The organism is Aminobacter sp. BA135 (assembly GCF_050859125.1).
In the GTDB taxonomy this organism is placed as follows: domain Bacteria; phylum Pseudomonadota; class Alphaproteobacteria; order Rhizobiales; family Rhizobiaceae; genus Aminobacter; species Aminobacter ciceronei.
This window is the reverse complement of record NZ_CP139572.1, coordinates 5620635-5633396: the sequence shown is the minus strand read 5'-3', so window position 1 is coordinate 5633396 and position 12762 is coordinate 5620635. Positions and strand designations below refer to the sequence as shown.

The 12762-nt window shown below is 63.8% G+C and carries 10 protein-coding genes; 7 read left to right on the top strand and 3 right to left on the bottom strand.

Translation table 11 applies throughout. The annotated features are described in order from the left end of the window. Positions 1 to 51: 51 nt before the first annotated feature. Positions 52 to 1854: an IlvD/Edd family dehydratase gene (locus SLT36_RS27275; protein WP_432285089.1), complete on the bottom strand. Its 1803-nt coding sequence runs from the start codon at positions 1852 to 1854 to the stop codon at positions 52 to 54. Between the two features lie 254 nt (positions 1855 to 2108). Here SLT36_RS27275 and SLT36_RS27270 point away from each other — a divergent pair, with 254 nt between their 5' ends. Both SLT36_RS27270 and SLT36_RS27265 read left to right on the top strand, forming a co-directional pair. Then, positions 2109 to 2846, top strand: coding sequence for a class I SAM-dependent methyltransferase (locus tag SLT36_RS27270; RefSeq protein WP_432288514.1), 738 nt, complete (start codon positions 2109 to 2111; stop codon positions 2844 to 2846). A gap of 120 nt (positions 2847 to 2966) precedes the next feature. Continuing rightward, complete coding sequence (locus SLT36_RS27265) at positions 2967 to 3419, top strand: SRPBCC family protein (protein ID WP_154386903.1); 453 nt, start codon at positions 2967 to 2969, stop codon at positions 3417 to 3419. Between the two features lie 390 nt (positions 3420 to 3809). On the opposite strand, the gene SLT36_RS27260 is transcribed toward SLT36_RS27265, so the two are convergent. Continuing rightward, positions 3810 to 5003: a TCR/Tet family MFS transporter gene (locus tag SLT36_RS27260; protein WP_432285088.1), complete on the bottom strand. Its 1194-nt coding sequence runs from the start codon at positions 5001 to 5003 to the stop codon at positions 3810 to 3812. A 357-nt stretch (positions 5004 to 5360) separates the two neighbouring features. On the opposite strand from SLT36_RS27260, the gene SLT36_RS27255 reads away from it, so the two are divergent. The 3 genes from SLT36_RS27255 (at position 5361) to SLT36_RS27245 (ending at position 7139) form a co-directional block, all read left to right on the top strand. Next, on the top strand, positions 5361 to 5567 hold the full coding sequence (locus SLT36_RS27255; protein ID WP_432285087.1) for a ParD-like family protein: 207 nt from the start codon (positions 5361 to 5363) through the stop codon (positions 5565 to 5567). 1 nt (position 5568) lies between these two features. Next, positions 5569 to 6348 carry a type I methionyl aminopeptidase gene (map, locus tag SLT36_RS27250; RefSeq protein WP_432285086.1) on the top strand — a complete coding sequence of 260 codons (780 nt, stop codon included), beginning with the start codon at positions 5569 to 5571 and terminating at the stop codon, positions 6346 to 6348. Between the two features lie 161 nt (positions 6349 to 6509). Continuing rightward, complete coding sequence (locus SLT36_RS27245; RefSeq protein ID WP_432285085.1) at positions 6510 to 7139, top strand: HAD hydrolase-like protein; 630 nt, start codon at positions 6510 to 6512, stop codon at positions 7137 to 7139. Between the two features lie 138 nt (positions 7140 to 7277). Here the strand turns inward: SLT36_RS27245 and SLT36_RS27240 are convergent, their stop codons facing one another. After that, the gene (locus SLT36_RS27240; RefSeq protein WP_432285084.1) at positions 7278 to 9593 is read right to left on the bottom strand and encodes a long-chain fatty acid--CoA ligase; all 2316 of its coding nucleotides are present in this window, start codon (positions 9591 to 9593) and stop codon (positions 7278 to 7280) included. Positions 9594 to 10046: 453 nt separating this feature from the next. Here SLT36_RS27240 and SLT36_RS27235 point away from each other — a divergent pair, with 453 nt between their 5' ends. Beyond that, positions 10047 to 11642, top strand: coding sequence for an ABC transporter substrate-binding protein (locus tag SLT36_RS27235; protein ID WP_432285083.1), 1596 nt, complete (start codon positions 10047 to 10049; stop codon positions 11640 to 11642). A 110-nt stretch (positions 11643 to 11752) separates the two neighbouring features. Beyond that, positions 11753 to 12757, top strand: a complete 1005-nt coding sequence (locus SLT36_RS27230; RefSeq protein WP_432285082.1) for an ABC transporter permease subunit — start codon at positions 11753 to 11755, stop codon at positions 12755 to 12757. The last annotated feature ends 5 nt before the right edge of the window (positions 12758 to 12762 follow it).

Below are 12762 nucleotides of genomic sequence, written 5' to 3'. Positions count from 1 at the left end.
GACCGTGCCCGAGGCGTGATTGTGCCTAGGCAATGATGCTCCCGGGGGTACCTAGTGATTGTCGCGCGGCAGGCCCTTGGTCTGGGCGACGCGCTGGTATTTGACGGCCGGCTTCAGCACCATGCCTTGCGCCAGCTGGTCGACCATGCCGCGCTGGATTTCCTGCCATGGCGTCTGGTGCGCCGGGAAGTGATAGCCGCCATTGTTCTGCAATTCGGCGCGGCGGCGGGCGATCTCGTCGTCGCTGACCAGGATATCGGCGGTACCTTTCCTCAGGTCGATGCGCACCCGGTCGCCCGATTTCAGCAGCGCCAGCCCGCCGCCGACGGCGGCTTCCGGCGAGGCGTTGAGGATCGAGGGCGATCCCGATGTGCCCGACTGACGGCCATCGCCGATGCAGGGCAGCGAGTGGATGCCACGCTTGAGCAGATAGGCCGGCGGCTGCATGTTGACCACCTCGGCGCCGCCGGGATAGCCGACAGGCCCAGCACCTCGCATGAACAGCACCGTATGCTCGTCGATGTTCTCGGCGGGGTCGTCGATGCGGGCGTGATAATCCTCCGGTCCGTCGAACACCTTTGCCGTGCCTTCGAAGGCTTCCGGGTCTTTGGGGTTTGACAGATAGCGGTCACGGAACTCCGGCGAGATCACGCTGGTCTTCATGATCGCGCTGTCGAACAGATTGCCCTTGAGGTTGATGAAGCCGGCGTCCTTCTTCAACGGGTCGGCGACCGACCTGATGACCTTGGGGTCCATGTTCTCGGTGGCGCCGCAGTTCTCGCCCATCGACTTGCCGTTGGCGGTGATCGCGTCGGGGTGCGGCAGCAGGCCGGCCTTCATCAGTTCGGCGACAACAGCCGGCACGCCGCCGGCGTGGTGATAGTCCTCGCCGAGATATTCGCCGGCCGGCTGCAAATTGACCAGCAGCGGCACATGGTGGCCGACCCTCTGCCAGTCGTCATTGTCGAGCGGCACGTCGAGATGACGGGCAATGGCATTGAGGTGGATCGGCGCATTGGTCGAGCCGCCGATCGCCGAATTGATGACGATGGCGTTTTCGAAGGCTTCGCGGGTCATGATGTCGGACGGCTTCAGATCCTCGCGTACCATGTCGACGATGCGCTTGCCGGTCTCGTAGGAGATCTGGCCGCGCTCGCGATAGGGCGCGGGGATCGCAGCCGCTCCGGGCAGCTGCATGCCGAGTGCCTCGGCCAGGCTGTTCATCGTCGTCGCCGTGCCCATGGTGTTGCAATAGCCGACCGACGGCGCCGACGAGGCGACGATGTCCATGAACTGGTTGTAGTCGATCTCGCCCGACGACAGGCGCTCGCGCGACTTCCACACGATGGTGCCCGAGCCGGTGCGTTCGCCCTTGTGCCAGCCATTGAGCATGGGGCCGACCGACAACGCGATCGCCGGTATGTTGACGGTGGCCGCTGCCATCAAAAGCGCTGGCGCAGTCTTGTCGCAGCCGATGGTCAACACCACGCCGTCGAGCGGATAGCCATAGAGCACTTCGACGAGGCTGAGATAGGCGAGGTTGCGGTCGAGCGAGGCGGTTGGGCGCTTGCCGGTTTCCTGGATCGGGTGGCAGGGAAACTCGAACGGCACGCCGCCGGCGGCAACGATGCCGTCGCGCACGCGCTTGGCCAACTCGATGTGGTGGCGGTTGCACGGCGACAGGTCAGAGCCGGTCTGGGCGATGCCGATCAGCGGCTTGCCCGACTGCAGCTCCTCGCGCGTCAGGCCGAAATTCAGGTAGCGCTCGAGATAGAGCGCGGTCATGCCGGGATTGTCGGGATTGTCGAACCACTCCTGCGAACGGAGCTTCTTCGTCGTCTTTGTGCCGGCCATCAATTCCTCCCGAAATCCGGACTTGCATCGTTATGGCAAGGACCAAAGCGCTGCAAGAGCGACGAAGGGCGCAACGCGCAGGATGCCGTTGGGCGATGCCCTGGTGCAACTTTCGTCGGCCTCTGGTCCGGCCGGCGAGGCTTTTCTCGTGACGCTCCAATGATAAGAATGCGCCGCCGGCGCGTCGGTCCGAAAGCCGAAACCGGCTTTCGCAAAGATGCGCGACTTCAACAAGCAGAGCGAGCAATGCCTTGATCGACGACCGCCTTTACATCGACCCCGAGCTTGTCCAGTTCTACGACCTCGAGAACGAAGGCGGCGACGATGTCGACTTCATCATGGGCTTCGTTGGCGACGCCAAGTGCGTGCTCGACCTCGGCTGCGGCACCGGCGCGCTGACGGCGATGTTGGCCGACGGCAGGGCGGTCACCGGTGCCGATCCGGCGCCGGCCATGCTCGACGTCGCCCGCAAGCGCTGCGGTGGCGATCGCGTCGAATGGGTCGAGGGCGATGCCCGGTCGCTGCGTCTCGGCAAGTGCTTCGACCTGGTTATCCTGACCGGCCACGCCTTCCAGGTGTTCCTGACCGCCGATGACCAGCGCGCCGTGCTCGACACCATCGCTGCCCACCTGGCATCAGACGGCCGCTTCATCTTCGACAGCCGCAATCCGCTGGCCCGGGAGTGGCTGGAGTGGGGACCTGACCACTCGAGGCGCACCGTTGCGCATCCCACTTTCGGCGCCGTCGAGGCCTGGAACGACGCCGTCCAGGACGCGGTAACGGGCATTGTCACCTACGACACCTTCTATCGCGTGCCGGCCGGCGGGCGGCAGTTCCATGCCCAGTCGCGCATCGCCTTTCCGGCGCAGCAGGCGCTCGCCGAAATGATCGCCGCGGCCGGGCTCGTCGTCGACCGCTGGCTCGGCAGCTGGCAGGGCGCGCCCTACGCGCCTGACACGGGCGAGATCATCCCGATCGGCCGTAAGGCCTGATCCCGATTGGCCGTAAGGCCTGATCCCGATGGCCGCAAAGGCTGACAACAAGTGCGGCGATGGACAATCGCCGGGCGCTGCGTTACGCCTCGATCGGATCGGCATTCGGGAGGATAACGCATGGCCCTGGTGATCGAAGGCGAGGAAAAGATCGCCGCCCCCATCGAGGTGGTGTGGAAGGCGCTCAACGATCCCAATGTGCTCAAGGAGAGCATTCCCGGCTGCGAGAGCCTGGAGATGACCTCGCCGACCGAGATGGCCGCCAAGGTGGTGCTCAAGATCGGTCCGATCAAGGCGACTTTTTCCGGCGAGGTGACGCTGAAGAACCTCAAGCCGCCACATTCCTACACCATCGAGGGCGAGGGCAAGGGCGGCATCGCCGGCTTCGCCAAGGGCGGCGCCGACGTGACGCTGACCGAGGACGGGCCCGGTTCGACGATCCTCAAATACGAGGCCAAGGCCGATGTCGGCGGCAAGATCGCCCAGCTCGGCAGCCGCCTGATCACCTCGACTTCGAAGAAGCTGGCCGGCCAGTTCTTCTCGACCTTTGGTGAGAAGGTTGGGGGGGCGTAAGGCGCAATTTTCCTTCTCCCCTTGGCGGCGGCTGTCCACCGGGGATGGTGACAGTGGCGCTGGCAGTCGTTCTTTACGAGGCCAACCTTTGGCGTCGCGATCCTTCGCACCCCCCTCTGGCCTGCCGGCCATCTCCCCCACAAGGAGGGAGATTAGTCGCGTCGCCGGCGGTGCCTATCCCGCACTGTCATGCTTGCGACGTTGGCGATTAGCCGCGGGGCAGATGCAGGCCTGATCTCCCCCTTTGTGGGGAGATGCCCGGCAGGGCAGAGGGGGGGAAGGAATGAGACCGAGGCGGTCTGCGGGAGTTCCGCTTGGCGGCTCCGGTTCAGAAAAATCGGAAAAGCGTGGAAAGCTCTCCACGTCTCGCACCCTACCCACCCACCAGCTTCACGTCGCCGCTGCCGGCACCGCCTCGCGAAACCTCAGGCCAAGCACCAGCGGCACGCTCAGCGCGTAGAGGGCGATGACGGAGAGCCAGATCGCGCCGGGCCATTGGGCGCGGACGACAAAGTAGAAGCTGGAGAAGGCGAGCGGGGCTGCGATCGAGGCGAGGCTGAGCGCCGAGGCGAGCACGCCCTGGAACTGGCCCTGCTGGCTCTCGTCGACCTGCCGGGTGGCGAGCGACTGAAGGGCGGGCACGCCGATGCCGCCGAGGGCGAAGAGCGGCATGATGGCGAAGATCATCCAGCTCGCGGTGGCGAATGCCATGACGACCAGTGCAATGCAGGCGCAGGCGATGCCGACGAGGATGGCGGTGCGCTCGCCGAGCAGCCTGACTGCGGAACCGGGTAGAAAAGCCTGGGCAAGCGCCTGGCAGACGCCGAAGCTGCCCAGCGACAGGCCGATCCACAGCCCGTTCCACTGAAAGGCATCGCTGCCCCACAGCGCCCAGGAGGTGCCGTAGGCCTCGCCGGTGGCGCTGAAGATGAGGAAGACGGAAATGACGGGCAACAGGTGCTTCATCGAAAACAGCCAGCGCAGCGGCCTAAGCGGATTGAGCGCGGCGAGGTCGATCTTCGCCCGGCTGGGTTCTCGCGATTCCGGCAGGACGAAAAATGCCAGCAGGAGGTTGCAGACGTTGAGCACGGCTGCCGCGATGAAGGGCAGGCGCAGCCAGTGGTCGCCGAGCACGCCACCCAGCACGGGCCCGATGATGAAGCCAATGCCGAACATGGCGTTGAACAGGCCAAAGCGGCGGGCACGTTTATGCTCGGCGGAGATGTCGGTTATGTAGGCAGTCGCCACCGACAAGTTGGCGCTGGTCAGCCCGGCTATGGCGCGGCCGAGCAGCAGCATCCAGAGGCTGGGGGCAATGGCCAGGAACAGGTAGTTGACCGCCGCCCCGGCGAGCGAGATCAAGAGCACCGGGCGACGGCCGAGCCGGTCGCTCAGCGAACCGAGGACTGGAGCGAAGACGAACTGCATGGCGGCGTAGAGTGCCGTCATGACGCCGATATAGGCGGCGACATTGTCGGCATGGGTGACGTCGCGCAAAAGCGCAGGCAGGATCGGAAAGATGAGCCCGATGCCGATGGCATCGAGGACGACGGCAACAAAGATGACGATGAGCGGCTTGCTCATGGCGGACTCCAATTGATGCAAGCGCGCAGCGGCGCGTGGCGCCGATGGGGCTCGCAATGGGGCCTGATCGATGTCAGGCGACATGATTTTGGGAGACGCTGGCGACCCACGCTCGAAACGGCATGGGTGCTTGTACTTGACCGCCTGGACGACTATTCGTCCACCTGTTTACTCCGCCACTGAGCGGATCAAGGGAAGCGGTCGCTTTTCGCGACGGGTTCCCTTTACGTCATGTGACGGCGCCGGGCAAGGGTATCCTTTGCGACGTGCCTCGCTGGCCCTTCATGTCGCCGAGCCCGGTTGACCGAGGAACATATGAAACGTATATGATACGTATATTCGTATCAGGAGACATTCATGGGCATCGTGAAAATCGACGAGGACCTGCATGAGGAAGTCAGGCGGGCGAGCACGGTGATGTGCCGGTCGATCAATGCGCAGGCCGAGTTCTGGATGAAGGTCGGCATGCTGGCGGAAGCCAACCCGACCCTGTCGTTCAACGAGATCGTCAAGATGCAGTTTGCGGCGGCGCAGGTGCATGTCAGGGATCTGGCGGTCGCCTGACATGGTCAAGACCCCGGACGAACTGGCGCTGATGCGCGTGGCGGGCAGGATGCTGGCGTCGGTGTTCGAGATGCTGGACGGGCAGGAACTGGCCGGCATGTCGACATTGCAGGTCAATGATCTTGTCGAGCGCTTCATCACCGTCGACCTCGCCGCGCGACCGGCGAGCAAGGGGCAGTATGGCTTCAAGCATGTGCTGAACTGCTCGATCAACCACGTCGTCTGCCACGGCGTGCCCGATCGCGACCAGATCATCCGGGACGGCGACATCGTCAATTTCGACATCACGCTGGAGAAGGGCGGCTACATCGCCGATTCGAGCAAGACCTATCTCGTCGGCAATGCCGCGCCGGCGGCGATGCGGCTGGTGCGGGTGGCGCAGGAGGCGATGTGGAAAGGCATCAGGCAGGTCCGGCCCGGAGCGCATCTCGGCGACATCGGTTTCGCCATCGAGCGACATGCCAAGCGGAACGGCTATTCGGTGGTGCGGGAATATTGCGGCCACGGCATCGGCCGCGAGATGCACGAGGAGCCGCAGGTGCTGAATTTCGGACGCCCGGGAACCGGCGAGGAACTGCGTGAGGGCATGGTCTTCACCATCGAGCCGATGGTCAACCAGGGCACTCGCAGGGTTGCAACCGAAAGCGACGGCTGGACCGTCGTGACGGGCGACCGCAAACTCTCCGCGCAGTTCGAGCACACAGTCGCCGTGACCGCGACCGGCGTCGAGGTGTTGACGCTGCGCCGCGACGAGGCGCGGATGATGGCAGGCCGGGCGTGATAGCCGGTCGACATCTGCCGGGCTACGTAGGCGGGTGGCTGGGCCTGAATCGATAGGGAACCAGCATTTATGCCGGCGTGACCGGGGCCGATGTCGGACCGGCCCGCATTGACGCCGCAACGACACTGGGGCAGTGACGCTGCGTTTACGGCGGCGGTGCGATGTCTTCCTTCTCCCTTGCGATCTTCGACTATGACGGAACGCTGGCCGACAGCTTTCCGTGGTTCTGCTCGGTGCTCAACCAGACGGCGCGGCAGTTTGGCTTTCGCGAGGTGGCGGAGGACGAGATCGACGAATTGCGCGCGCTCGGAACGCGTGAGATCATTGCCCGCCTGGGCGTCGCCAAATGGAAGCTGCCGGCGATAGCCATGCACATGCGCAAGCTGAGCGCTGAAAGCGGTGATGCGGTTGCACTGTTCCCCGGAGTTGAGCCGATGCTTGCGAGCCTTGCCGCAAGCAACATCAGTGTTGCCATCGTCAGCTCCAATGGCGAGCAGACAATTCGCCGGACGCTTGGGCCGGCTACGGCTCATGTCAGCCACTTCCAGTGCGGCGCGTCGCTGTGGGGCAAAAGCGCGATGTTCAAGGCCGTTATCAAGCGCATTGGCGCCGACAGGCGGCGCGCCATCGCCATCGGCGACGAGGTTCGCGACATCGAGGCGGCTCGAGACGCAGGCATCGCGGCCGGCGCCGTGACCTTCGGCTACAATGCAGGCGCCACCTTGCGCGCCCACGGGCCGGATCTGGTGTTTGACGACTATGCCGATCTGGTTGCAAAGCTGACTGGCTGATCGGGTTGCGGCACTGCTGGTCGCCTGATGTACCGATACGCCCTGATTGGCATGCGATCGGCGCGTCGAGCCGCCGGGGGCACAAAAACGGCCACCGTGTTCCCACGATGGCCGTTGTCGTTCGGATCGAGCGGAGCCTCAGCCCCTGAGTTCTCTCCGTAGGATCTTGCCGACATTGGTCTTCGGCAGTTCGGTGCGGAACTCTATATATTTCGGCCGCTTGTAGCCGGTCAGGTTTTCGCGGCAGTAGGCGATCAGCGTCTCGACAGTGAGGTCGGGATCCTTGCGCACGACGAACAGTTTTGGCACTTCGCCCGAATGTTCGTCCGGCACACCGACGGCCGCGACCTCAAGCACGCCGGGATGCTGGGCGACGACGTCCTCGAGCTCGTTGGGATAGACGTTGAAGCCCGAGACCAGGATCATGTCCTTCTTGCGGTCGACGATCTTGGTGAAGCCGCGCTCGTCCATGAAGCCCATGTCGCCCGACTTGAAGAAGCCGTCGGAGGTCATCACCTTTGCGGTCTCGTCGGGGCGGTTCCAGTAGCCGGCCATGACTTGCGGACCCCTGATGCAGATTTCGCCGACCTCGCCGAGCGGCATGTCGTTGTCGTTCTCGTCGCGGATGGCAATGTCGGTCGAGGGCAGGGGCAGGCCGATGGTGCCGGTGAAGTCGGGCGACGAGCACTTGTTGGCGGTCGCCACCGGCGAGGTTTCGGACAGACCGTAACCTTCGGTGATGTGGTTGCCGGTCGCCTTCTTCCAGCGCTCGGCCACCGGCCGCTGCACCGCCATGCCGCCGCCGAGCGACAGGATCAGGCCTGAGAAGTCGAGTTTGCGGAAGTCTTCGTTGTTGGTCAGCGCGTTGAACAGCGTGTTGAGGCCGGGGAAGATGTTGAACTGGAACTTGCCCAGTTCCTTGACGAAGCCGGGGATGTCGCGCGGGTTGGGAATGAGGACGTTGAGCGCGCCCTGTTGCATGCCCATCAGCGCGTTCACCGTGAGCGCGAAGATGTGATAGAGCGGCAGCGCGCAGACGAAGGTCAGGTGCGGCGGCTTTGGACGGACGGTGTAGGCGTCCTCCACCCACAGCGCCAGCTGGGCGACATTGGCGAGCACGTTGGAGTGGATCAGCATCGCGCCCTTGGAGACGCCCGTCGTGCCGCCGGTATATTGCAGGAAGGCAATGTCGGAGGCAGCGACTGTGGCCGGCTTGAAGCTGAGGCCGGCACCCTCCTTGAGCGCCGTCATGAACTTGACGTGGCCGGGCAGCGACCAGGCCGGCACCAGCTTCTTGACCTTGCGCACGACGAGATTGACCAGCAGGCCCTTGAGCCCGAGCATCTCGCCCATCGAGGCGACGACGACATGCTTGACCTCGGTCTTGGCGATGACGGCCTGCAGCGTGGTGGCGAAGTTTTCGAGGATGATGATGGCCTGGGCGCCCGAATCCTTGAGCTGGTGCTCGAGTTCGCGCGGCGTGTAGAGCGGGTTGACGTTCACCACCGTATAGCCGGCGCGCAGGATCGCCATCATGGCGACCGGGTACTGCAGCACGTTCGGCATCATGACGGCGACGCGGGCGCCCTTGGCAAGGCCCTTCGACTGGAGCCAGGCGGCGAAGGCCGTCGACATGCGCTCGAGCTCGCCATAGCTCAGCGACTTGCCCATGCATGAGAAGGCCGGGCGGCCGGCATATTGACGGCAGGCCTCGGTCAACAGGTCGCCGATCGAGCTATAGGCCAGCGGCGGCATCTCGGCCGGAACCGTGGCCGGGTAGCTCTTCAGCCATGGCTTGTCATCGGACCGCGCGGCGGCTGCCTTGGCGGGTGCTGCGGCCTTGGCCGCAGAGGCCACCTTCGCGGCAGGTGCGGGTTTTGCCGCAGCCGCCTTGGCGGCAGGCTTTGCGGCGGTAGCCTTGGCTGCGGGCTTGGGTGCCGCGGCTTTCGCTACGGCGGGTTTGGCGGGGGCCGGCTTTGCAGCCGCGGTCTTTGTCTTCGCCGGCTCGGCCTTGGCGGCTGGCGCAGCGGCTGCAGCCTTCGCCTTGGCAGGTGCGGCTTCGGTCTTGGTCGCGGGCTTTACGGCCGACGGCTTGGATACCGCCGGCTTTGCAGCGGCCGACTTGGCCGCGGTGGTTTTCGCCTTTGCCGGAGCGGCCTCGGACTTGGCCACGGGCTTGGTTGTCGCGGGCTTGGACGCAGCAGGCTTCGTTTCGGCTTTCTGCGCCGGCTTGGCGGCGGGCTTGCTCGACTGGGCTGCCGGCTTCGGCGCGGCGGCAGGCTTTGCAGGCGCAGCGGCAGTGGCCTTGGCGGGCGCGGCTTTGGCAGGCGCCGGCTTTGGCGCAGTGGTTTTCGCGGCGGCTTTGCTTTCGGGCCTGGTCGTATCGGCTGGCTTGGCGGCCGCCTTCATGGTTGCGGACTTTGCCGTGCTCGCCTTGCCGGTAGATTTAGCCAATGCAGCCTCCCTGGTTGTTCTTGTTGTCCGGCGTTGAAGGTCGCCGGCTTTCGCCCTCGTCCACGTCGCAGCGCCGCAAGAACAGTGCCGCGTCGGGGCATGTTGTAGTTGTTTGTATTGCCACCTGACGTTAACGGCAAGTATCACCCAACGTCACCTCGCAGAACGAATTTTAGCATTCGCAGTTATAGCGGACCGAACCAGCAACAGCGGTCGAATTGGCTTTCTTGGCGATGATAAAAATTGCCGCAACGGAATCTAACGCGAAGTGCAAATGCCGTTTCCGTTAATGATAACAGTCAATTCCGTACTATTTCGAAGCCATCTGTGGGTAAATTATTCTGCTTACCAAAGGGCAGGTGGGCGGGGAGTTCCAAAGCTGGATAAACGGTGCTTATATGCGCGCCTGCGAGCCTGACGGGTAGGGCTTGGGAAAATCATAGGGAGTGTTCAATGTTGAAAAAAACGACCTTTGCGGCCGCGTTGCTGGCTGCAACCGTCCTCAGCGGTGCGGCGAGCGCAAAGACGTTCGTCTACTGCTCGGAAGGTTCGCCGGAAGGCTTCGATCCGGGCCTCTATACCGCCGGTACGACCTTCGACGCCGCTGCGCACACCGTCTACAACCGCCTCCTTGAATTCAAGAAGGGCACCACCGAGACCGAGCCGGGCCTGGCCGAGAGCTATACGGTTTCCGACGACGGCTTGGAGTACACCTTCAAGCTGCGTCCGGGCGTCAAGTACCAGACCACCGAGTTCTTCACGCCGAGCCGTGACTTCAACGCCGACGACGTCGTGTTCTCGTTCGAGCGTCAGCTGAAGGCCGACAATCCCTGGAACAAGTATGTGACCGGCGCTTCGTGGGAATACGCTGCCGGCATGGGCTTCCCGGAAGTCATCAAGTCGGTCGAGAAGGTCGACGACCTGACCGTCAAGATCACCCTGACCCGCAAGGAAGCTCCGTTCCTCGCCAACATCGCGATGCCGTTCGCTTCGATCGTGTCGAAGGAATATGCCGACAAGCTTCAGGCTGACGGCAAGATGAACCAGATGAACCAGATGCCGCTCGGCACCGGTCCGTTCGCCTTCGTCGCCTACCAGCAGGACGCCATCATCCGCTACAAGGCCAACCCGGATTACTGGGGCGGCAAGCAGAAGATCGACGACCTCGTCTTCGCGATCACCCCTGACGCATCGGTTCGCTATCAGAAGCTGAAGGCCGGCGAATGCCACCTGATGCCGTTCCCGAACGCTGCCGACGTGGCTGCGATGAAGGCAGATACGAACCTGAAGGTCGTGGAGCAGGCCGGCCTGAACGTCGCCTACCTCGCCTACAACACCACCCAGGCTCCGTTCGACAAGCCGGAGGTCCGCAAGGCGCTCAACCAGGCCATCAACAAGCAGGCCATCGTCGACGCCGTGTTCCAGGGTGCTGCAACGCCGGCAACCAACCCGATCCCGCCGACGATGTGGTCGTATAACAAGGCCGTCGAAGACGACAAGTATGATCCGGAAGCATCGAAGAAGGGTCTTGAAGCCGCTGGCGTCAAGGACCTCAAGATGAAGGTCTGGGCGATGCCGGTTTCGCGTCCCTACATGCTCAACGCCCGCCGCGCGGCGGAGCTGATCCAGTCCGATTTCGCCAAGGTTGGCGTGACGGTCGAGATCGTCTCCTACGAGTGGGCCGAGTACCTCGACAAGTCGAAGGCCAAGGATCGTGACGGCGCCGTCATGCTCGGCTGGACCGGCGACAATGGCGATCCGGACAACTTCCTCGACACCCTGCTCGGTTGCGACGCCGTCGGCGGCAACAACCGCGCCCAGTGGTGCAACAAGGAGTTCGACGATCTGGTGACGAAGGCCAAGGAAACCTCCGACATCGCCGAGCGCACCAAGCTCTATGAGCAGGCGCAGGTCCTGTTCAAGAAGGACGCTCCCTGGGCGACCATCGACCACTCGCTGTCGATCGTTCCGATGCGCAAGGGCGTCGAAGGCTTCGTTCAGAGCCCGCTCGGCGACTTCGCTTTCGACGGTGTTGACATCACGGAGTAAGGTTGCCTAAACAGGCCAGCCTTGGGTTGGGGCGCTTGGAACACAAGCGCCCCAATGCACATTTTGTGCTACCCTTACCTTTTCTCGGAACATTCACTTAAAGGTTCGACATGCTCCGGTTCCTGTTGGGACGGCTCGCCGTCCTGATCCCGACATTCATCGGGGTCTCCATCATCGCATTCTCCTTCATCCGACTTCTGCCCGGCGATCCTGTCGCCCTGCTTTCCGGCGAACGCGTCATGTCGCCGGAGCGCCACGCGGAAATTTCCGCCCAGCTCGGTTTCGACCGGCCCATCGTCATCCAGTACCTCGACTATCTCTGGGGCGTTGTGCGTGGCGATTTCGGCACTTCGATCGTCACCAAGAGGCCTGTCGTCGACCAGTTCTTCGAACTGTTCCCGGCAACCGTCGAGCTGTCGCTCTGCGCCATCATCTTCGCTATCGTGCTCGGCGTGCCCGCAGGCATCATCGCTGCGATCAAGCGCGGCTCCTTCGCCGACCAGGCGATGATGGGCACCGCCCTCGTCGGCTTCTCGATGCCGATCTTCTGGTGGGGCCTGCTGCTGATCATGCTGGTGTCGGGCATGCTCGGCTGGACGCCCGTCTCCGGGCGCATCTCGCTGATGTTCTATTTCCCGCCCGTCACCGGCTTCATGCTGATCGACTCGCTGTTGTCGGGCCAGGCCGGCGCCTTCAAGTCGGCCGTCAGCCACCTGATCCTGCCGACGATCGTGCTGGGCACCATTCCGCTCGCCGTCATTGCGCGCCAGACGCGCTCGGCGATGCTGGAAGTGCTGTCTGAGGATTATGTCCGCACCGCCCGCGCCAAGGGCCTGTCGACCTTCCGTGTCGTCGGCGTCCATGCGCTGCGCAACGCCATGATCCCTGTCGTCACGACAGTCGGCCTGCAGGTCGGCGTGATGCTGGCCGGCGCGATCCTGACCGAGACGATCTTCTCCTGGCCGGGCATCGGCAAGTGGATGGTCGATTCCGTGTCGCGTCGCGACTACGCCGTCATCCAGGGCGGCCTTCTGATGATTGCCGCCGTGATCATGCTGGTGAACCTTGCGGTTGACCTGATGTATGGCCTCATCAACCCGCGTATCCGGCACTAGGAGGG

What these genes read in the sequence shown, in the direction of transcription:
- SLT36_RS27275 (WP_432285089.1), bottom strand. Translation starts at nt 1,854, where the DNA reads ATGGCCGGCACAAAGACGACGAAGAAGCTCCGTTCGCAGGAGTGGTTC.
- SLT36_RS27265 (WP_154386903.1), top strand. Translation starts at nt 2,967, where the DNA reads ATGGCCCTGGTGATCGAAGGCGAGGAAAAGATCGCCGCCCCCATCGAG.
- SLT36_RS27260 (WP_432285088.1), bottom strand. Translation starts at nt 5,003, where the DNA reads ATGAGCAAGCCGCTCATCGTCATCTTTGTTGCCGTCGTCCTCGATGCC.
- SLT36_RS27255 (WP_432285087.1), top strand. Translation starts at nt 5,361, where the DNA reads ATGGGCATCGTGAAAATCGACGAGGACCTGCATGAGGAAGTCAGGCGG.
- map (WP_432285086.1), top strand. Translation starts at nt 5,569, where the DNA reads ATGGTCAAGACCCCGGACGAACTGGCGCTGATGCGCGTGGCGGGCAGG.
- SLT36_RS27245 (WP_432285085.1), top strand. Translation starts at nt 6,510, where the DNA reads ATGTCTTCCTTCTCCCTTGCGATCTTCGACTATGACGGAACGCTGGCC.
- SLT36_RS27235 (WP_432285083.1), top strand. Translation starts at nt 10,047, where the DNA reads ATGTTGAAAAAAACGACCTTTGCGGCCGCGTTGCTGGCTGCAACCGTC.
- SLT36_RS27230 (WP_432285082.1), top strand. Translation starts at nt 11,753, where the DNA reads ATGCTCCGGTTCCTGTTGGGACGGCTCGCCGTCCTGATCCCGACATTC.